Source organism: Pseudomonas fluorescens (assembly GCF_041354075.1).
Taxonomy (GTDB): Bacteria; Pseudomonadota; Gammaproteobacteria; order Pseudomonadales; family Pseudomonadaceae; genus Aquipseudomonas; species Aquipseudomonas fluorescens_CE.
The window spans coordinates 1-18630 of record NZ_JARZGC010000018.1 but is presented as its reverse complement, the minus strand read 5'-3'; the positions used below and the strand labels follow the sequence as shown (position 1 = coordinate 18630).

20 protein-coding genes are annotated in these 18630 nt (G+C 61.6%); 9 read left to right on the top strand and 11 right to left on the bottom strand.

Annotation, left to right across the window (positions count from 1 at the left end; translation table 11 throughout):
• Positions 1 to 219: 219 nt before the first annotated feature.
• Positions 220 to 678: a VOC family protein gene (locus QIW53_RS20265; RefSeq protein WP_371051410.1), complete on the bottom strand. Its 459-nt coding sequence runs from the start codon at positions 676 to 678 to the stop codon at positions 220 to 222.
• Positions 679 to 934: 256 nt separating this feature from the next.
• Here QIW53_RS20265 and QIW53_RS20260 point away from each other — a divergent pair, with 256 nt between their 5' ends.
• From QIW53_RS20260 to QIW53_RS20250, 3 genes are all read left to right on the top strand, one after another.
• On the top strand, positions 935 to 2149 hold the full coding sequence (locus QIW53_RS20260) for an SfnB family sulfur acquisition oxidoreductase (RefSeq protein ID WP_371051409.1): 1215 nt from the start codon (positions 935 to 937) through the stop codon (positions 2147 to 2149).
• A gap of 2 nt (positions 2150 to 2151) precedes the next feature.
• Entirely contained in the window at positions 2152 to 2817 is a 666-nt protein-coding gene (locus QIW53_RS20255) for a methionine ABC transporter permease (RefSeq protein ID WP_371051485.1), read from the top strand.
• A gap of 91 nt (positions 2818 to 2908) precedes the next feature.
• Positions 2909 to 3679, top strand: coding sequence for a MetQ/NlpA family ABC transporter substrate-binding protein (locus tag QIW53_RS20250; protein WP_371051408.1), 771 nt, complete (start codon positions 2909 to 2911; stop codon positions 3677 to 3679).
• 111 nt (positions 3680 to 3790) lie between these two features.
• On the opposite strand, the gene soxR is transcribed toward QIW53_RS20250, so the two are convergent.
• Positions 3791 to 4249, bottom strand: a complete 459-nt coding sequence (gene soxR, locus QIW53_RS20245; protein ID WP_371051407.1) for a redox-sensitive transcriptional activator SoxR — start codon at positions 4247 to 4249, stop codon at positions 3791 to 3793.
• 93 nt (positions 4250 to 4342) lie between these two features.
• Here soxR and QIW53_RS20240 point away from each other — a divergent pair, with 93 nt between their 5' ends.
• Positions 4343 to 4708: an antibiotic biosynthesis monooxygenase gene (locus QIW53_RS20240; RefSeq protein WP_371051406.1), complete on the top strand. Its 366-nt coding sequence runs from the start codon at positions 4343 to 4345 to the stop codon at positions 4706 to 4708.
• Here the strand turns inward: QIW53_RS20240 and QIW53_RS20235 are convergent.
• The 4 genes from QIW53_RS20235 to msuE form a co-directional block, all read right to left on the bottom strand.
• Entirely contained in the window at positions 4705 to 5808 is a 1104-nt protein-coding gene (locus QIW53_RS20235; protein WP_371051405.1) for a sigma-54 interaction domain-containing protein, read from the bottom strand. The two genes, QIW53_RS20240 and QIW53_RS20235, sit on opposite strands and share 4 nt — an antisense overlap.
• A 24-nt stretch (positions 5809 to 5832) precedes the next feature.
• Positions 5833 to 7020: an acyl-CoA dehydrogenase family protein gene (locus QIW53_RS20230; protein ID WP_192306345.1), complete on the bottom strand. Its 1188-nt coding sequence runs from the start codon at positions 7018 to 7020 to the stop codon at positions 5833 to 5835.
• A gap of 72 nt (positions 7021 to 7092) precedes the next feature.
• Complete coding sequence (gene ssuD / locus QIW53_RS20225; RefSeq protein WP_371051404.1) at positions 7093 to 8238, bottom strand: FMNH2-dependent alkanesulfonate monooxygenase; 1146 nt, start codon at positions 8236 to 8238, stop codon at positions 7093 to 7095.
• Positions 8239 to 8248: 10 nt separating this feature from the next.
• On the bottom strand, positions 8249 to 8812 hold the full coding sequence (gene msuE, locus QIW53_RS20220; protein WP_371051403.1) for an FMN reductase: 564 nt from the start codon (positions 8810 to 8812) through the stop codon (positions 8249 to 8251).
• Positions 8813 to 9213: 401 nt separating this feature from the next.
• Here msuE and QIW53_RS20215 point away from each other — a divergent pair, with 401 nt between their 5' ends.
• From QIW53_RS20215 to QIW53_RS20200, 4 genes are all read left to right on the top strand, one after another.
• Positions 9214 to 9483: a hypothetical protein gene (locus QIW53_RS20215; protein ID WP_371051402.1), complete on the top strand. Its 270-nt coding sequence runs from the start codon at positions 9214 to 9216 to the stop codon at positions 9481 to 9483.
• 98 nt (positions 9484 to 9581) lie between these two features.
• Complete coding sequence (locus QIW53_RS20210) at positions 9582 to 10196, top strand: LysE family translocator (RefSeq protein ID WP_371051401.1); 615 nt, start codon at positions 9582 to 9584, stop codon at positions 10194 to 10196.
• A gap of 161 nt (positions 10197 to 10357) precedes the next feature.
• Entirely contained in the window at positions 10358 to 11518 is a 1161-nt protein-coding gene (locus QIW53_RS20205; protein WP_371051400.1) for a cysteine desulfurase family protein, read from the top strand.
• Between the two features lie 62 nt (positions 11519 to 11580).
• Positions 11581 to 13389: an aminopeptidase P family protein gene (locus tag QIW53_RS20200; protein ID WP_371051399.1), complete on the top strand. Its 1809-nt coding sequence runs from the start codon at positions 11581 to 11583 to the stop codon at positions 13387 to 13389.
• Here the strand turns inward: QIW53_RS20200 and QIW53_RS20195 are convergent.
• A complete protein-coding gene (locus QIW53_RS20195; RefSeq protein WP_371051398.1) occupies positions 13382 to 14302 on the bottom strand; it encodes a LysR family transcriptional regulator in 921 nt (306 codons plus the stop codon). The two genes, QIW53_RS20200 and QIW53_RS20195, sit on opposite strands and share 8 nt — an antisense overlap.
• Positions 14303 to 14406: 104 nt before the next feature.
• Between QIW53_RS20195 and QIW53_RS20190 the strand changes: the two genes are divergently transcribed.
• Complete coding sequence (locus QIW53_RS20190; RefSeq protein WP_371051397.1) at positions 14407 to 15402, top strand: zinc-dependent alcohol dehydrogenase family protein; 996 nt, start codon at positions 14407 to 14409, stop codon at positions 15400 to 15402.
• Here the strand turns inward: QIW53_RS20190 and QIW53_RS20185 are convergent.
• The 4 genes from QIW53_RS20185 to rhtA form a co-directional block, all read right to left on the bottom strand.
• Positions 15399 to 15989, bottom strand: a complete 591-nt coding sequence (locus tag QIW53_RS20185; RefSeq protein WP_371051396.1) for a 2-hydroxychromene-2-carboxylate isomerase — start codon at positions 15987 to 15989, stop codon at positions 15399 to 15401. The two genes, QIW53_RS20190 and QIW53_RS20185, sit on opposite strands and share 4 nt — an antisense overlap.
• A 32-nt stretch (positions 15990 to 16021) precedes the next feature.
• Positions 16022 to 16750, bottom strand: coding sequence for an SDR family oxidoreductase (locus QIW53_RS20180; RefSeq protein ID WP_371051395.1), 729 nt, complete (start codon positions 16748 to 16750; stop codon positions 16022 to 16024).
• A gap of 192 nt (positions 16751 to 16942) precedes the next feature.
• Complete coding sequence (locus QIW53_RS20175; RefSeq protein ID WP_371051394.1) at positions 16943 to 17224, bottom strand: hypothetical protein; 282 nt, start codon at positions 17222 to 17224, stop codon at positions 16943 to 16945.
• A 165-nt stretch (positions 17225 to 17389) separates the two neighbouring features.
• Positions 17390 to 18277, bottom strand: a complete 888-nt coding sequence (gene rhtA / locus QIW53_RS20170) for a threonine/homoserine exporter RhtA (RefSeq protein WP_371051393.1) — start codon at positions 18275 to 18277, stop codon at positions 17390 to 17392.
• Positions 18278 to 18630 lie beyond the last annotated feature (353 nt).

Sequence of the window (18630 nt, the reverse complement as noted above, 5' to 3'; positions counted from 1 at the left end):
AAAGTACGGCCGTGGCTTTTGCCTACGCGAACCGACTGCATCTATATAAGACGGATGAGATTACGAAATCCCGAAGTAAAGTTGAAAGTAAATGTTTCGCATTCATGTAACGGATTGAAACGACGGGCACCGAACGACCCTCATTGTGGGAGCGAGCCCGCTCGCGATGGCTGAATATCAGCCACCGCCGCTCCCGCAGGAATGCCACCGCCTGAACCATCAGCCCTGCTCGAACATCGCCTTGGCCCGCTGCTCGATCTGCGCCTGGGTCAAATCTTCCTTGCGCGTTGCGAGGAACCACAAATGCCCGAAGGGATCCTTGAGCGTGCCAGAGCGGTCGCCGTAGAACTGATCCTTGACCTCGGACACCACGGTGCCCCCGGCGGCAATCGCCTGTTTGTACGCCGCATCCACATCGTTGACGTAGAGATGCAGACCCACGGACGGTGCGGTATCCGGATTGCTCAACGGGCCCTGGTCGCACGGCGTGCCCAGCATGATCGGACTGTCGCCGATGCGCAGTTCGGCGTGTCCGACGCCGCCATCCGGCATGGACAGGCGCATGATTTCGATGGCGCCGAAGGCTTTCCTGTAGAACTCGATGGCTTCGGCGGCTTTGCGAATGCCCAGGTAGGGGGTGATGCCGGGATACCCCTCGGGGATGGGTTTGACGCTCATGATCGGTCTCCCTGTTCTTGTCGTGGTCAAGGCTGTTGCCTTGTTGATTCACTATAGGACAGGGCGCTTTGCCCCCGGCGAATGCCCGACCGGGCGCAACGCCACTGTTCAGCTACCAACAGTGAAGCAACAGAATGTCCGGCGGATGCCTGTCCAGGCGGTCTGAATTGCTCTGAACTGGCGGCAAACCGGGGCTCTGCCGGTCAGGCACAGAAGCTGCAATACCCTCGATAAACACTGGTATCGAGAGACCTGTATGCCTGAATCTGCCGTTTATCCGATCAATCCTCCCGCCGCCCATCGGATCGCCGATGAGGCCGAGGCCTTGCGCGTGGCCGAGCGTGTCGCCGCCGCGTTGCTGGAGCAGGACGCCGAGCGCGATCGCACGCGCCAGGTGCCTGCGGAGATCGTCGACCTGTACTCCAACAGTGGCCTGTGGGGGATCAGCGTACCGAAGGCGTTCGGCGGGGCGCAGGTGTCGTACGCGGTGCTGGCGCAGGTGATCGCGATTATTTCGGCGGCCGACCCCTCCCTGGGACAGATCCCGCAGAACCACTACTGCCTGCTGGAGGACATTCGTCTGCAAGGCACTCCCGAGCAGCAGGCGCACTTCTTTGGCCTGGCGCTGCAAGGGCATCGCTTTGCCAATGCCCTGTCGGAAACCGGTGGCAAGAACGTGCAGGACATCCAGGCGACCATTCGCCCCTATGGCGATGGCCACGTCATCAACGGACGCAAGGGCTATTGCACCGGCTCGCTGTATGCCCACTGGCTGGCGGTGCTGGCACTGGATGAGGAGCAGAAGGGCCAGTTGTCGTTCGTCCCGCGCGGCACCCCGGGATTGGTGATCGTCGACGACTGGGACAGCATCGGTCAGCGCACCACCTCCAGCGGCACGGTGCTGGCCGAGGATCTGCACGTCCCGGCGTTCAACGTGTTCCCCACCTATCGCTCCTACGAAAGCCCGACCCTGGCCGGCCCGTTCGCGCAATTGACCACCGCCGCCATCGACGCCGGCATCGCCCGCGCCGCGTTACGGGACACCATTGCCTTCGTCCGCCAGTTTGCGCGGCCATGGATCGATGCCGGTGTGGACAAGGCCAGCGAAGACCCGCTGACCATCATTCAGGTCGGCGCCCTGGACATTCGCCTCGAGGCCGCCGAAGCGCTGCTCGAACGCGCGGGTTGGGCGCTGGATGCCGCACGTTCGGCACCTGATGAACACAATGTCGCCCACGCGTCCCTCGCGGTTGCCAGGGCCAAGGTGCTGACCACGGAAATCGCCATCGAGGCAAGCAACAAGCTGTTCGAACTGGGTGGCACCCGTTCGACCTTGAAAAAGCACAATTTCGACCGCCACTGGCGCAACGCCCGGGTCCACACCTTGCACGACCCGGTGCGCTGGAAGTACCACGTGATCGGCAATTGGCTGCTCAACGGCGTGAAACCGCCGCGCCACGACTGGTCGTGATCATGGGCGAACTGTTCAAGAACATTTATTGGGCGGACATCGGCCAGGCGTGTCTCGACACGTTGGCCATGCTCGGCGCCGCCCTCGGTTTTACCGTGCTGCTGGGCTTGCCCCTGGGCGTGGTGCTGTTCCTCACCGGCAAGCGCCAGTTGCACGAAGCCATCGGGGTGTACCGGGTGCTGTCGGTGTTGGTGAACATGCTGCGCTCGCTGCCTTTCATCATTTTGCTGATTGTGCTGATTCCCCTGACCACGCTGCTGGTGGGCACGTCTTTGGGTGTCCCCGGAACCATTCCACCACTGGTGGTCGGCTGCACGCCGTTCTTCGCCCGATTGGTTGAAACCGCACTGCGCGAGGTCGATCTCGGGGTGGTGGAAGCGACCCAGGCCATGGGCGGCACCACCTGGCAGATCATCCGCCACACCCTGTTGCCCGAAGCCCGGGGCGGGTTGCTCGCAGCGGTCACGGTGACCGCAATCGTGCTGGTGGACTACACGGCCATGGCCGGGGTCATCGGCGGCGGTGGCCTGGGCGACTTGGCGATCCGCTACGGCTATCAGCGTTTCCAGACCGACGTGATGGTGGTCACCGTGGTGCTCCTGTTGATCCTGGTCCAGGCCCTGCAAATGAGTGGTGACCGCCTGGTGGCGCGCTACAGCCGCCGCTGAACATCCGATTCCCTGATTGAAAGAAGCAACGAAAACGAACGGGCCCCACGTCCACCCCACGACGGCCACCTTATCTGCCTAGGAGCGCAACATGAAAAAGACCCTGGCCATTCTGGCCGCCCTTGTGTCGTTGAGCGTTCACGCCAACGAAAAACTGACGGTCGGTGCGACACCGGTGCCGCACGCCGAGATCCTCGAGTTCGTCAAACCGACCCTGGCCAAGGAAGGCGTGGACCTGAACATCAAGGTGTTCACCGACTTCATCCAGCCCAACCAGCAACTGGCGCTGAAAAACCTCGATGCCAATTACTACCAGTACCGGCCGTTTCTCGATGACTACAACAAGACCCGTCACACCGACCTGGTGCCGGTGGTGGGCGTGCACATCGAACCCTTCGGTGCCTATTCGACCAAAATCAAGAACATCGCCGAGCTCAAGGACGGTGCCAGCGTCTCGATCCCCAACGACCCGGTGAACACCGGTCGTGCGCTGGTGCTGCTGCATGAGGCCGGGCTGATCAAGCTCAAGGACCCGAGCAACACCCTGGCGACCCAGCGCGACATCATCGAAAACCCCAAGCACCTGAAGATCCGTGAACTGGAAGGCGCCTTGCTGGCGCGCTCGGTCAGCCAGGTCGATCTGGCGTTCGTGTTCGCCAACTACGCGCTGGAAGCCGGCATCGACACCAACAGTGCGTTGATCGTCGAAAAGGGCAAGAGTCTGTACATCGAATTCCTGGTGGCCCGCCCGGACAACATCAATGACCCGGGTCTGCAGAAGCTGGCCAAGGCGCTGAATTCGGATGAGGTGCGGCAGTTCATTCTGACCCGCTATAAAGGTCAGATTGCGCCGGGGTTCTGAAATTTCGTTGATTTGCATTTGACGCCATCGCGAGCAGGCTCGCTCCCACAAGGATTGAAGCAATACCGGTGGGAGCGGGCTTGCTCGCGAAGGGCGTCACACTATTTCGGATCAGCCCCCCGGTTCCAGCAACTGTGCCCCGGCCCCTTGCTCGCCCAGTACATCGCCGAAATTGCGCAGCGGACACGCCTCCATCGACAGGCACCCGCAGCCAATGCAGCCATTGAGCTTGTCCCGCAGCAAGGTCAGCTGTTGGATTCGCTCATCCAGTTCCCGGCGCCACTGCGCCGACAGCACCTGCCAATCCGCCGCTGTCGGCGCCCGGTTGTCCGGCAGGGATTTGAGGGCCGCACCAATTTCCGCCAAGGGGATGCCCAGCCGTTGCGCCACCTTGATCAGCGCCACCCGGCGCAGCACTTCCCGGGGATAACGCCGTTGATTGCCCTGATTGCGATTGCTCCTGATCAAGCCCCTGGATTCATAAAAGTGCAGTGCCGTGACGGCCACGCCGCTGCGGGCGGCAAGCTGGCCGACCGTGAGTTCTTTTTGCACCTGTTCCGGGGTGATCATCGAAAATGCCTCTTGACCTCTACTTAACTAGAGGTTTTACCCTGCAGGCCTTCGGATCGCAAGATTCGGCTTACACGTCAGTGGGGACTTTTCATGCAAGCGTCAGCGAAAAATCGCAGTTTCACTCAGTTGATCGAGTTCGAGATCGAACCCCACCAGCAGCCAGCCCTGGTGTCGGCCCTGTCCCGGCAAACCGAACGTCTGGCCCAGGGGTACAGCGGATTTCTGAGTGCGAGTATCCAGGCCAGTGACGATGGCCGAAGGGTGCTCAATTACCTGCAATGGCAGTCGCGAGAGGCGGGGGAGGCGGCGTTTCAGCGCTTCGAAAGCGGCGAGCTGGATTTCTGGCAACTGATTCGCGCGCATCAGGCGAAGACCGTGACCTTCGGCTCGTTTCAGGTATTGCACAGCCTGGAACGCAGCACTGACAACGCGCTGCATTGCAACCTGGTGAATTAGATCGACAGCTGCATCAACCGCTCACCCTGAACGTTTTCCGTCGGGCGGCGCTTGTTCACCGCCAGCTCGCCGATCTTGATCAGACGGGTGCGCGTGACGTTGCGGCTCAGACCCAGCAGCGCAGCGGTGTGCACCTGGTTGTAGTGGCTGAATCGATAGGCCGCGCGCAGCAAGGCGTCCTCGACTTTTTCGTGCAGTGCGCCGGCCTGTTCCTCGAACAGTTTCTGGAAAGCCCGGTCGAGCAGGGCTTCCGGTGAATCGTGGTGATGCCCGTGGCCATCGTCCTGACGTTCGATGCGCATGTGCGACAGGCGCAGGTCGTCGCGCTCGATCACCCCGTTGCGGCAGATCAGCAGGGTATGGTGAATGACGTTCTCCAGTTCGCGGATGTTGCCCGGCCAGCTGTAGCTGCGCAGTTTCAGCTCGGCTTCCTTGCTGATGGTGATGGTGCCGTAACCCAGACGCTGGCTGTAGGCCTCGACGAAATGGCGGGTCAGCGGCAGGATGTCGCCGGGACGGTCGCGCAACGGGCTCAACTCCAGGCTGACCACGTCCAGGCGATAGTACAGGTCCTCGCGGAAATGCCCGGCGTTGATGGCTTTTTCCAGTTGTACGTTGGTCGCCGCCAGCACCCGTACGTTGATCGGAATACTTTTGCGCGAGCCCAGCCGCACCACCTCGCGTTCCTGCAGGACCCGCAGCAGCTTGACCTGGATTGCCATCGGCAAGTCGCCGATTTCATCGAGGAACAAGGTGCCACCGTCAGCCTCTTCGAACCAACCGGCCTTGGCGCTCAAGGCGCCGGTGAAAGCCCCTTTTTCGTGGCCGAACAGCTCGGCCTCGACCAGAGATTCGGAGAACGCGCCGCAGTTCACCGCCACGAACGGCCGGTTACGCCGGGCGCTGAGGTTGTGAATATGCCGGGCCACCAACTCCTTGCCCGTGCCGGTTTCGCCAATGATCAGCACGCTAGCCTCACTGGGCGCAACTTGTTGCAGGTGCGCCAGCAAGGCCTGGGATTTGGGGTCTTCGAACACTTGGGCCGTGGCGCGGATCGAAGTGGCCAGAGCGGGCGAGGGCGGTAAGGTCAGCAGTTGCATGGGGGCACGCTCCATGTAGGCAAATTATGAATAGAAAGTCGGAATCGGCAGGGACTGGTTCAGCGCCCAATCGCCCAGTTCATGCAGTTTGTAATCCACCGGGTCGTGCAGGGTCTGCGTGCGCAGGTTGCGCCAGTGGCGGTCCAGGCGCAGCGAGGCGTGAGTCGAGCGCGCGCCGGTCACTTCGAACAGCCGGCTACAGAGTTCCAGGCCGTTGCGGGTGGCGGCGACCTTGGCGGTAGCGATTGCCGTGGCGAGGTGGCCGCGCTCTTCGGCGCTGAGGCCGGGGCCTTTCGCCCAGGCCTTGTCGAGCAGCTCGGCGGCGCGTTCCACCAGCAACCGGACGCCTTCGAGCGCGACCCAGAATTCGCCGTAATGACCGAGCACATAAGGGTCCTGGCGCACGTCCTGGGTGTTGGACTTGTGCCAGGGGCGGGTTTCGGTGAGGGTGTATTGCCGTGCTTCTTCGAAAGCCCCTTCGGCAATGCCGAGGAACATATGGGTGAAGGTCAACTGCGCGATCAACGGCCGCAGGCACGCAAACGGCGTGCTCAGTGGACCCGGATCGAGCAGCAGTTCCGATTCCTCGACTCGCACCCGCTCGAACGAGGCGCTGCCGCTGTCTGTCTGACGCTGGCCCATGTTGTTCCAGTCGTTGTGCAGGGTGATGCCGCTGCGCCCGCTGGGGATAGCCGCAATCAGCAGCTTGCCGCCCGCGCTTTCGTCGACCGCCGAGGCGATCAGCATTTGCGAATCGCTGGCGCCGGAACAGAAGCTCTTCTTGCCGGAAAACTCGCGCCAGCCGCCCAGGTCCTTGACCACGGTGCGGGTGTCCAGCGGGTTGAGGGCGTTGCCCCAGAACCAGTTCTTGCGTGCGGTCTGTTCGAACCAGGGCTGCCATTGCTCGGGTCGGGCGAACAGGCGCACGGTGGCGAGCATCAGGTGATGGAAGCCGAAGACGTGGGCTATCGAGCTGTCGACCTTGGCGAACTCGCGCACGATGTTCAGGGTGTCACTCCAACTGGCGCCGAGGCCGCCGTACTGGGTGGGAATGCTCAAGGCCAGCAGGCCGCTGTCACGCAAGGCGTCACGTTCGGCTTTCGGTGTACCGCCGCGCTCGTCGCGTTCGACAGCCGTCAGGGCAAACTCGGCGGCCAGGCGGCGGGCGGTTTGCAGGGGGGATATCAGGGCGCTTTGCGGCTTGGCAGTCACGCGGGGTTCCTCAATGAATTTGGCGCCGATCCCCTGTCGGAGCGAGCAAGCTCCGACAGGGTTTGGCGTGGGTCAGGCCGTGGCTTTGGCGGGCAGCACGTCGTTGGCGATCATTTCGCCGAACGGCCCGGTGAGGTTGGTAACACCCCGTCCTGCCAGGCTCGCGTAGGGTTCGGGCAGCAGCGGGAACACCAGCTCGGCAAAGCGATAGGCTTCTTCGAGGTGCGGGTAGCCGGAGAAGATGAAGCTTTCGATCCCCAGGTCCGCGTATTCCTTGATGCGTGCCGCCACCTGTTGCGGATCGCCCACCAGCGCCGTTCCGGCACCGCCGCGCACCAGGCCGACGCCGGCCCACAGGTTGGGGGAAATTTCCAGGTTGTCGCGGCGGCCATCATGCAGCGCCGCCATGCGCCGCTGGCCTTCGGAGTCGAAGCGCGAGAACGACTTCTGTGCCGCCGCGATGGTCTCGTCACTGATGTGTTCGATCAGCTTGTCCGCGGCTTTCCAGGCCTCTTCGGCCGTCTCGCGGACGATCACGTGCAGACGAATCCCGAACTTCACGGTGCGCCCGTGGCGCGCGGCGCGCTCGCGCACATCGGCGAGCTTCTGCGCCACGGCGGCCGGTGGTTCGCCCCAGGTCAGGTAGACGTCGACCTGCTCGGCGGCGAGGTCGTGGGCGGCGTCGGACGACCCGCCGAAGTACAGCGGTGGATAGGGTTTTTGCACCGGTGGATACAGCGCCTTGGCGTTCTGCACCTGCAGATGCTTGCCTTCGAAATCCACCGCTTCGCCCTGCAGCACGCGGCGCCAGATCTTGAGGAACTCGTCGGTGACTTCGTAGCGCTCTCCATGATCGAGGAAGATCCCGTCACCACGGTTTTCGTCCGGGTCACCGCCGGTCACCACGTTGATCAGCAAGCGACCGCCAGACAGGCGATCCAGGGTGGCGGCCATGCGCGCCGAGACGGTCGGCGAAATGATTCCGGGGCGGATCGCCACCAGGTAGCGCAAGCGCTCGGTCAAGGGGACCAGGGCCGAGGCGATGACCCACGAATCCTCGCAGGAGCGCCCGGTGGGAATCAGCACACCGTGGTAGCCGAGGCTGTCAGCGGCCTGCGCCACCTGTTTCAGATAGTTGAGGGTCACCGGGCGTGCGCCTTGGGTGGTGCCCAGGTAATGGCCGTCGCCGTGGGTTGGCAGGAACCAGAAAACATCCATGAAAAAATCCTTAAGCGATTTTCAGCAGATTGTTGGGGTGCGCGCCGAACAAAGGCGCTGCGCGTTCTGCAGCAAGACGAATGCGGGCCTTCAAGGGCTCACTGGTTATTTGATAATTGGCGAAATCGGCTTCGGTGGCGTAGACCCCGATGGGCAGGGTCAGGGCCTGGAAGAAACTGAACAGCGGACGCAACTGATGATCGAGCACCAGCGCATGGCGTTCACTGCCACCGGTGGCGGCGAGGAGCACCGGGGTATTGATCAGTGCATTCAGGTCGATCAGGTCGAACAGATGCTTGAGCAGGCCAGGGTAGGAACCGCGATAGACCGGGGCCGCGACGATCAGCAGGTCGGCGGTCTCGATGGCCTGCAGCTGCGCCTCGATCTCGGCCGCCAGTTCCTGACGGGACAGGGCAGCACCCAGGGGCCGAGCGATATCGCCCAGTTCGATCAGCGTGCTGTCGATCGGCACTTGCCCGGCCAGCTCCGCCAGCAACGCTTGGGTCAGTACCAGGGTGCGGGACGGACGCCAGGTTCCGCCGGACAGGGCGACGACTTTCAATGGACGCGACATCATCAGTTCCTTTTCAACAGTTGCTCTGGGAGCAGTGAATAGTCACAGGGCTTGAGCAAGAGCTGTACCAATCCGTCAGGCCCCGGTTTCACGGGATTTGCAGCGCATCGACGCCTGCACACTGTTGGATTTTCGGGACTGTTTGCTGAATGACTGTTGCCTGGCGAACAGTTGCGTAGGCAACAGTTGGCTCAGGCGTTGGGATTGTTATAAAGCCTTGTGCTTATTCCTCAAAATACGATAAATAAATATTTATATATCTTTAGTGAATATATGACGGTTGAATTCCATGGCATTAGGAAAAGTCGATAGCCACTATCGAAAGCGTTGATTTCTGCCCGTCCAGAGGCGCGAGTAGCCTGTGTTCATTGCCCCGAACCCAGATGCCAGGACGCCTTATCATGAAAACTGCACTCGCCACTTTCTTGCTGCTCGCGGTCACCGTTCTTGCCGGATGTGCCAGCCACGTTTCCCCTGAATTGCGCCCTTACACTGCTGAAGAAACCCGTGAGCTGGCGCTGGAGGCGTTGAACCGTCGTGGCTTGTCTTTCGACGAATACCACGCGAAAAAAGCCGAGTTGCTCGGTCAGCCGCAGAAAACCTTCGGCTTTGACAAGCAGGGTGAGATGAGCGCCGAACGTGCCGTTCAACTGCACGGTCGTCCGAGCTGATTGACTGTACCGCTCGAAGTTTTGCCCAACTGTCCATGGGTTTCCCGGAAGGCGTGCGTTAGGGTCGATATTTGATCGACCCTGATGGACTGCCACCCATGACGCTCTCGCTCGACCTGCTGCTGGGCTTTGCCCTGTTTGCACTTGTCACCTCGATCACGCCCGGCCCGAACAACACCATGTTGCTGGCATCCGGGGTGAACTTCGGCTTTAACCGGACCATCCCCCACATGCTTGGCATTACCTGCGGTTTCTTTTCGCTGGTGGTGGCCGTCGGTTTCGGCCTGGGCGCGGTGTTCCAGACCTACCCGCTGCTCTACAGCGTGCTGCGTTATGTCGGCGCGGCCTATTTGCTGTACCTGGCGTGGAAAATCGCCCATTCCGGACCGGTTGCCGACAGCGAATCGGGCCAGGGCAAGCCCCTCGGTTATCTGGGCGCTGCCGCGTTCCAGTGGGTCAATCCCAAGGCCTGGATCATGGCCATCGGTGCGATCAGCACCTACACGCCGATGCAGGGCTATTTCACCAACGTCATCGTGATCGCTGCGGTTTTCGCGGTGATCAACCTGCCGAGTGTCGGTGTCTGGGCGGCATGCGGCACGCTGCTGCGCAACGCGCTCAAGGATCGCCGCTGGTTACGCCTGTTCAACTGGGGCATGGCCGCGCTGCTGGTGGTTTCGCTGTATCCGCTGTTGCTGGAAAGTTTTAGCTGACGCATTGCTTCAACCCCTTGCCCGATGCCTGTTAAGCTCGCCTTCAGGAGCGTTCCTACGCACTTTTGAATGAAGTCGTACTTCCTTTACGCATCCGATCGGGTATTGCTGGTGCACCGAATTCCGGCACTCGATCCCGGAACAAGCTCTGCGAGTCTTTTATGAATAAACGTCCGTTGTATTTCGACTACGCCGCCACCACGCCGGTGGATGAGCGAGTCATTCAGGTGATGGTCGAGTGTCTGGGGTTTGCCGGCAATTTCGGCAACCCGGCGTCCAGCTCCCATGCATTCGGCCAGCAGGCCCGGCAAACGGTCGAGCGGGCGCGCCAGCAAGTGGCCGAACTGGTCGGCGCCGAGGCGTCGCAGATCGTCTGGACATCCGGCGCCACCGAATCCAATAACCTCGCGCTCAAGGGCGTGGCACAGGCGCGCAGGGTGTCCGGCGGCCATATCATCACCAGCCAGATCGAGCACAAGGCGATTCTCGACACGGCCAGGCAATTGCAGGACAGCGGCGTTGCCGTGACTTATCTGGTGCCGGATGCGCAGGGTTTGATCACCGCGCAGGCCGTCAGCGAAGCGATGCGCGAGGACACCTTTCTGGTGTCGTTGATGCTGGTCAACAACGAACTGGGCACGGTCAACGACATCGCCGCCATTGGTGAAGTGGTGCGTGCCCGTGACAGTCTGTTCCATGTCGATGCGGCGCAGGGCGCGGGCAAGGTCAACATCGACCTGGCGCGGTTGCCGGTGGACCTGATGTCCTTCTCGGCGCACAAGCTCTATGGCCCCAAGGGCATCGGCGCACTCTATGTCGGGCCTCGCGCGCGGCAACATGTGCAGGCGCAGATTCACGGTGGCGGTCATGAAGGCGGCTTGCGCTCCGGCACGCTGGCGACCCATCAGATTGCCGCCATGGGTGCGGCGTTCGCACTGGCGGCCCAGGTGTTCGACGAGGAAAAAGCCACCATCGTGCGGCTGCGCGAGCGCTTGCTCGATTCGCTGCTGAGCCTGCCCGGGGTTCGCCTCAACGGCTGTCCGAGCCAGCGCATTCCCCATACCCTGAGCCTGACGTTCGGCGAAGGCGAGTTCAATCCGGCGGCGTTGAGCACCTCCATCGCGTTCTCCGCGACCTCGGCCTGCAATTCCGCGAGCAATACGCCTTCCCACGTGCTGCTGGCCCTGGGGCATGATGCCCGTTCGGCGAGTCGCACCGTGCGCTTGAGCCTGGGTCGTTTCACCACCGAGCAGGACATCGACCAGGCGGTACAACTGATTAAAAGCAATTGCGCCAGTGCTCCGGCATTCTGGGCGATGTGACCTTGAAGTGCCGACGTCGATCGGCACTCGACAATAATGATGAGTGGTTAGCAGGAGACATGATGAGTACGCAGCCTTCGATCAACGGATCGGTGCCCGAGCGCCTGGCGCACACCCGCGAGCTGATGAGCCGGGAGGGCATTCATGCCCTGCTGGTGCCGTCGGCGGACCCGCACCTCTCGGAATACCTGCCCGGTTACTGGCAGGGACGGCAGTGGTTGTCGGGCTTTCATGGCTCGGTCGGCACCCTGATCGTGACGGCGGATTTCGCCGGCGTCTGGGCCGACAGTCGTTACTGGGAACAGGCGACCAAGGAACTCAAGGGCAGCGGCATCGAACTGGTCAAGCTGCAACCGGGTCAACCGAGCCCGCTGGACTGGCTGGCCGAGCAAACCCCTGAAGGTGGCGTGGTAGCGGTGGATGGCGCGGTCATGGCCGTGGCTTCAGCGCGGACCCTGGGCAGCAAGCTCGAAGAGCGCGGCGCACGCCTGCGCACCGACATCGATCTGCTGGACCAGGTCTGGAGCGATCGCCCGGCGCTGCCGAACGAACCGATCTACCAGCACTTGCCGCCCCAGGCGACCGTCAGCCGTGGTGAAAAACTGGCCAGCCTGCGTGACACATTAAAAGAGCGTGGCGCCGATTGGCATTTCATCGCCACCCTCGACGACATCGCCTGGCTGTTCAACCTGCGCGGTGGTGACGTCTCGTTCAACCCGGTGTTCGTGTCCTTTGCACTGATCAGCCAGCAACAGGCGACGCTGTTCGTGGCCTTGAGCAAAGTCACCGCCGAGCTGCGCGCGGTGCTCGAGCAGGATGGCATCACGTTGCGCGACTACAGCGAAGTGGCCGCCGCCTTGCGCGCCGTGCCGAGCGGCGCCAGCCTGCAGGTGGATCCGGCGCGCGTGACGGCAGGGCTGCTGGATAACCTGAATACCGGTGTGAAGCTGGTCGAGGGCCTGAACCCGACCACCCTGGCCAAATCGCAGAAAAGCCTGGCCGATGCCGAACACATCCGGCGAGCCATGGAACAGGACGGCGCGGCACTGTGCGAATTCTTTGCCTGGCTGGAATCGGCCTGGGGCCGCGAGCGCATCACCGAACTGACCATCGATGAACACCTGACCGCTGCGCGGGCGCGCCGTCCGGATTACGTGTCGCTGAGCTTCAACACCATTGCCGCGTTCAACGCCAATGGCGCCATGCCGCACTACCACGCCACCGAAGAAGAACACGCGGTGATCGAAGGTGACGGCCTGTTGCTGATCGATTCCGGTGGCCAATACCTGGGTGGCACCACGGACATCACGCGGATGGTGCCGGTCGGCACCCCAACCGAGGAGCAAAAGCGCGATTGCACCCGCGTATTGAAAGGCGTGATCGCGCTGTCCCGTGCGCAATTCCCCCGGGGCATCCTCTCGCCGCTGCTGGACGCCATTGCGCGCGCGCCGATCTGGGCGGAAAACGTCGATTACGGTCACGGCACCGGCCACGGCGTCGGTTATTTCCTCAACGTTCACGAAGGGCCGCAAGTGATTGCCTACCAGGCCGTGGCAGCGCCGCAGACGGCGATGCAGCCGGGCATGATCACCTCCATCGAACCGGGGACCTACCGTCCGGGTCGCTGGGGCGTGCGCATCGAGAACCTGGCCTTGAACCGCGAAGCGGGCAAGAGCGAGTTCGGTGAATTCCTCAAGTTCGAAACCCTGACCCTTTGCCCGATCGACACCCGTTGCCTGGCGCCGTCGCTGCTGACGACCGAGGAAAAGCAATGGTTCAACGCCTACCACGCCGAAGTGCGCGAGCGCTTGAGCCCTCTGCTGGATGGCGCGGCACTGGAGTGGTTGAACACTCGCACGGTCGCTATCTGATCTGCTTGAGTTCAGGCGCTGCCTGCAGCGCCTGGCTCATGTAGTCGACAAAGGCTTTGACCCGGGCGGATTGGCGACGATTCGCCGGGGACACCGCGTGTATGGGCAGCGACTGGGCAACGTAGTCGGGCAGAATCGCCGTGACTCGCCCCGCTTTCAGGTCTTCGCTGAACAGCCATACGGGTGACAGTGCAATCCCCAGCCCGCCCAGTACCATCTCTCGAATCGCCTCCGAATTGTTGCTCTGTGCGTTGCCGTTGATCCGCACTTCGTGTCGTTGGCCATCGTTTTCGTACACCCACAGGTCATGACTGTTCAACAGGTTGAACGGCAGGCAGTTGTGCTCTTTCAGCGCTTGCGGCGATTGCGGGTGGCCCCGTCGACGCAGGTAGTCGGGTGCCGCGACGGTCACGCGATGAGTGGTGCCGACATGCCGGGCGATCAAGCCACTGTCGTTCAGTTCGCCGATCCTGAACGTGACATCCAGGCCTTCACTGATCAGGTCCTGGTTCTGATCACTCAATTGCAGGTCGATATCGAGTTCGGGATGGCGTTCGAGAAAGGCTGCCAGGCGCGGGGCAATCTGCAAGCGCCCGAAACTGACTGAGGAGCCGATGCGCAGGTGACCCGCGACGCTTTCCCGGCCTGACTGGAAACTCAGTTCGGCGGCCTCGACCGCGGCGAGGATGTTTCTGCACTCGTCGTAGTAGCGCTGACCTTCGTCGGTCAGGGACAGCCGACGGGTGCTGCGGGCAATCAGCTTGCCACCCAGTTCGGATTCCAGGGCCCGCAGCACTTTGCTGATGGTTGGCTGGGTGGTTTTCAGCTCTCGGGCAACCGCCGAGAAGCTGCCACGCTCGACGACCCGGACGAAGATCGCCATTGCATTGAGTTTGTCCACGGAGATTCTCATTTATGCCAAATGGGCATGATTACTATAGCTATCCAGCGTCTTATCAGCATGAGTCAGCAGGAAGAAGATCTATCCCACAGCCACCTCTGATGGGAATTTGCGAAATGACTGACTCACTCGATATGCGCGCTTTAGTGATCGATTCGGCTAACGCACCACTGCGTCTGGTATCGATGTTGCGGCCGACGCCGCAAGCCGGACAAGTGCTGGTCCGAATCAAGGCCAGTGGTCTCAACCCGCTGGACGGGAAAATCCGTGCCGGTCAGGCCGCCCATGCTCGGCAACCTTTACCGGCAACGGTGGGCATTGATCTGGCAGGTATCGTTGAGGCTGTCGGGGAGGGCGTGAGCGAATGGCGCCCAGGCGATGAAGTCTACGCCATGGCCACGGGGATTGGCGGTACGCAAGGCTCGTTGGCCGAATTTGCGGCGGTCGATGCGCGGCTGCTGGCGCCCAAGCCCGACAACCTGAGTATGCGCGAGGCGGCGGGATTGCCGTTGGTGCTGATCACTGCATGGGAAGGGCTGGTGGATCGGGCGCGGGTGCGTGCGGGCCAGAAAGTGCTGATTCACGGCGGGGCGGGCGGCGTGGGGCATGTTGCCGTGCAGATCGCCCGTGCATTCGGCGCCGAGGTCTTTGCCACGGGATCTGCGAGGCATCAGGCCATCATCGAAGGGTTTGGTGCGACCTTCATCGATCGCAGGAACCCGGTCGAGGAGTATGTGGCGCAACATACCGCCGGGGAGGGCTTCGATATCGTTTACGACACGGTGGGCGGCGAAGTCCTGGATGCCTCATTCAAGGCGGTGCGGGTTTACCACGGTCACGTGTTGAGCTGCCTTGGCTGGGGGCAACACAGCCTGGCGCCGCTCTCGTTTCGCGGAGCAACCTATTCCGGCGTGTTCACCCTGTTGCCGTTGCTCACGGGTGTGGGGCGCGAGCATCACGGGCAGATTCTTCGCGAGGCGACGCGATTGATCGAGGCGGGTTCGCTCAGGCCGTTGATGGACCCTCGCACGTTCACGCTGGAGACCGCCGAGTCCGCCCACGAGTTGCTCGTCTCGGGAGCGGCACAGGGGCGGTTGGTCGTGGACATCTAGCGCAAGGCTTCGAGGACGAATTCGAGTCGATCCTGACCGAAGAACAGCTGATTCTCGACGAACATGCTCGGGGCGCCGAACACGCCACGATCCACTGCCTGTTCGGTGTTGGCCTTGAGCACGGCCTTGATCTCTTCATCCGTGGTCAAGGCCAGTACTTCATCGGGATCAAAACCGTGCTGCGCCAGAACCCTGGCGACGGTCGCCGGGTCATCGAGGCTGCGTGCCTCGACCCAGAGGGCGTGAAACAGGCAATCGATGAACGCCTGGTAGCGGTTTGGGTGGCGCAACTGCATGCCGGTGACCGCGCGCATGAGCATGAGGGTATTGATGGGGAAGTTCGGATTGTATTTCAGCGTCACGCCGTAGCGCCTGGCATAGCGGTCCAGGTCCTGGAACATGTATCGGCCTTTGGCCGGGATGGTCGCGGGGGAGGCGTTGCCGGTGGCTTTGAACACGCCACCCAGCAATATCGGGATGTAGATCAGCTGGCTGCCGGTTTGTGCACAGATGCCCGGCAACTGGGTGTAGGCCAGGTAGGTCGCCGGGCTGCCCAGGTCGAAGTAGAACTCCACGGTTTTGCTCATGGTCGGTGTGCTCTTTATTGTTGTAGGGAGGCTTACCAGCGTTCGTTCCAGGGTCGAAGATCCAGCTCGAAGGTCCAGGCGTCCCGGGGCTGGCTGTGCAGGAACCAGTAGTTCTCGGCAATGTGTTCGGGATCAAGAATGCCATCCTGATCCTTGGTGGCGTATTTCTCGGGAAAGGACTCGCGAATGAAATCAGTATCGATGGCGCCATCGACCACGACATGGGCCACATGAATATTCATCGGTCCCAACTCGCGGGCCATGCTTTGGGCCAATGCCCGGATGCCCTGCTTGGCTCCGGCGAATGCCGCGAAGCCAGCAGCACCCCGCAGCCCCGCTGTCGCCCCGGTGAACAGGATAGTGCCCCGTTGACGCTTGACCATGCGCCTGGCCACTTCGCGAGCATTGAGGAAACCGGAGAAACAGGCCATCTCCCAGATCTTGAAATACTTGCGCGCGGTTTCCTCGAGGATACTGCAGGGCACATTGGCGCCGATGTTGAAGACGAATGCTTCGATGGCGCCTACCTGGCTTTCTATCTGCTCGATCAGCGCAATCACATCCTCTTCCTTGCGCGCATCGCAGGCAAAGCCGTGGGCTTCTCCGCCAGCGCCATTGATGGCGTCCACCAGAGGCTGGAGTTTGTCGGCACTGCGCCGGGTCACGCAGGCGACGAAGCCTTCCTGTGCAAAACGCCTGGCGATTGCGCCGCCGGTTGCGTCGCCTGCGCCGACCACCAATACGACCTTCTTGTTATTCATGGTGAGGTCCCTTGCTGAACGATCGTTGAGTGAACGGACGTTATGCCGGGGATTGGAAGGGCGTCAAGAAGGGGAGGGGCAGGTGGGGCAATGTTTCACCCGGCGCGCGCAGGCTGTGAATTCAGCAGGGGCTGCCGAATTCCGCCGGTGATGGGGTTGGCCGTCGGTTCCGCGTGGAGAGACGGCATCAATCTATTTGCAGATCACGATCATGCTGCGACTGGTGTAGCCGGCGGGATTGAGACCGAATGGATAATCACCGGGCTCTTCAACGCCGTCCCCCGACTTGGCGATGACCTTGTAACCCTTGGGCGCGCAGGAGTTGGCGGCGCTGGTGTAACACTTGTCCCACGACGACGATAGCCCGGAGCAGTTGATGTGCAGACCTTTCTTGCCGCGTTTGACGTGGGTTTCAGATGTCGCCGCGCAGCCCGCAACTGCAAATACGGCGATCAATATCAAAATTCGTTTCATTGCTGTCCTTAACGCGTCCCGGATCTTGGTGCCCGGGTCTGGCAGTATTCGCTTTCGCTGAAGCCTCTCTGCTATCCCTGTCCTGAAAAGTCCATGTCTTGAATTAAGTGCGGGCTAAACATGGCCTAAATGAGCGGTAAATGCCAGAGTTTCGTCAAACCCGTGTCAGTCGGCCGCGATGGCTGGCTTGGCCGTACTGCCCATGGTCAAGGTAGCGCCCACGGACGCCAGAATGATGCACAGGATGGCCAGCCATTGTGACAATGTGAGGAACTCCTGCAGGAACAGCAGGCCTGACAGCGCGCCAAACGCGGGCTCGATACTCATGAGCGTGCCGAATGTACGGGTCGGCATCCGCGTGAGGGCAACCATTTCCAGTGTATAGGGCAGGGCGGTGGACAGCAGGGCAACACCGATCGCCACAGGGATCACCGATAACGTCAGCAACGTCGCGCCAGCATGGGCAATACCGAATGGCGTGACGAACAATGCCGCGATCATGACGCCCAGCGCGGCAGTCTGCACACCATTGTCGGCACCGGCCTTCTGGCCGAAGAGGATGTAGAGAGCCCAGCAGACGCCAGCACCCAAGGCATAAGCTGCACCGAGAGGATCGATGCCGGAAGTCGTTGTGCCGGTTGGGATGAGCAGCATCAGACCGGCAGCGGCGAGAGCGACCCAAAGGAAGTCGATCGCGCGGCGCGAAGCATAGATGGCGACCGCCAGCGGGCCGGTGAACTCCAGGGCAACCGCGATGCCCAGCGGCACCGTGCGCAGGGACATATAGAAGAGGAGGTTCATTCCACCCAATGCGATCCCGTAGACGATCACGGTACGCAGAGATTTGGCGGTGAGCTTCGCACGCCAGGGTCGCAGCAACAGGAGCATGATCACGCTGGCAAAGATCAACCGCAACGTCGTGGTGCCCTGGGCGCCGACGACCGGGAACATGCTCTTGGCCAGGGACGCGCCGGACTGGATCGACGCCATGGCAATCAACAACAGGGCAACCGGGAAGAGGGTAGAGGCAGGGCTGCGGGGTTGGTCTTTCATTAAAGGGCATCGTCCAAGGCAGAAAACAGAAGCGGATTGTAGTTTGAGCAATATACTGCGCATTCCGGGTGGGCGCGTCTATATATAAGCGGTGTTTTTGAAACTCCTGATAGAAATCCTGAATTAGGGGTTGACGGCAGATTCTGGACGTCTATAATTCGCCCCACTTCCGGCGCAGTCGAAACGGAAAACTCCTTGGTAAACAACGAGTTACGCGGTTTTCGACAGCGGCCTGCTTCAGGTCATCGAAGCCTGGAAGGAGTCGGTCAAGCAGCCAGTTGTCGCTTGATGGACGGTTCGATCTTCTCGGTCGAAAGCGGTGAAAAAGAGGTGTTGACAGCAGCGAGTAACGC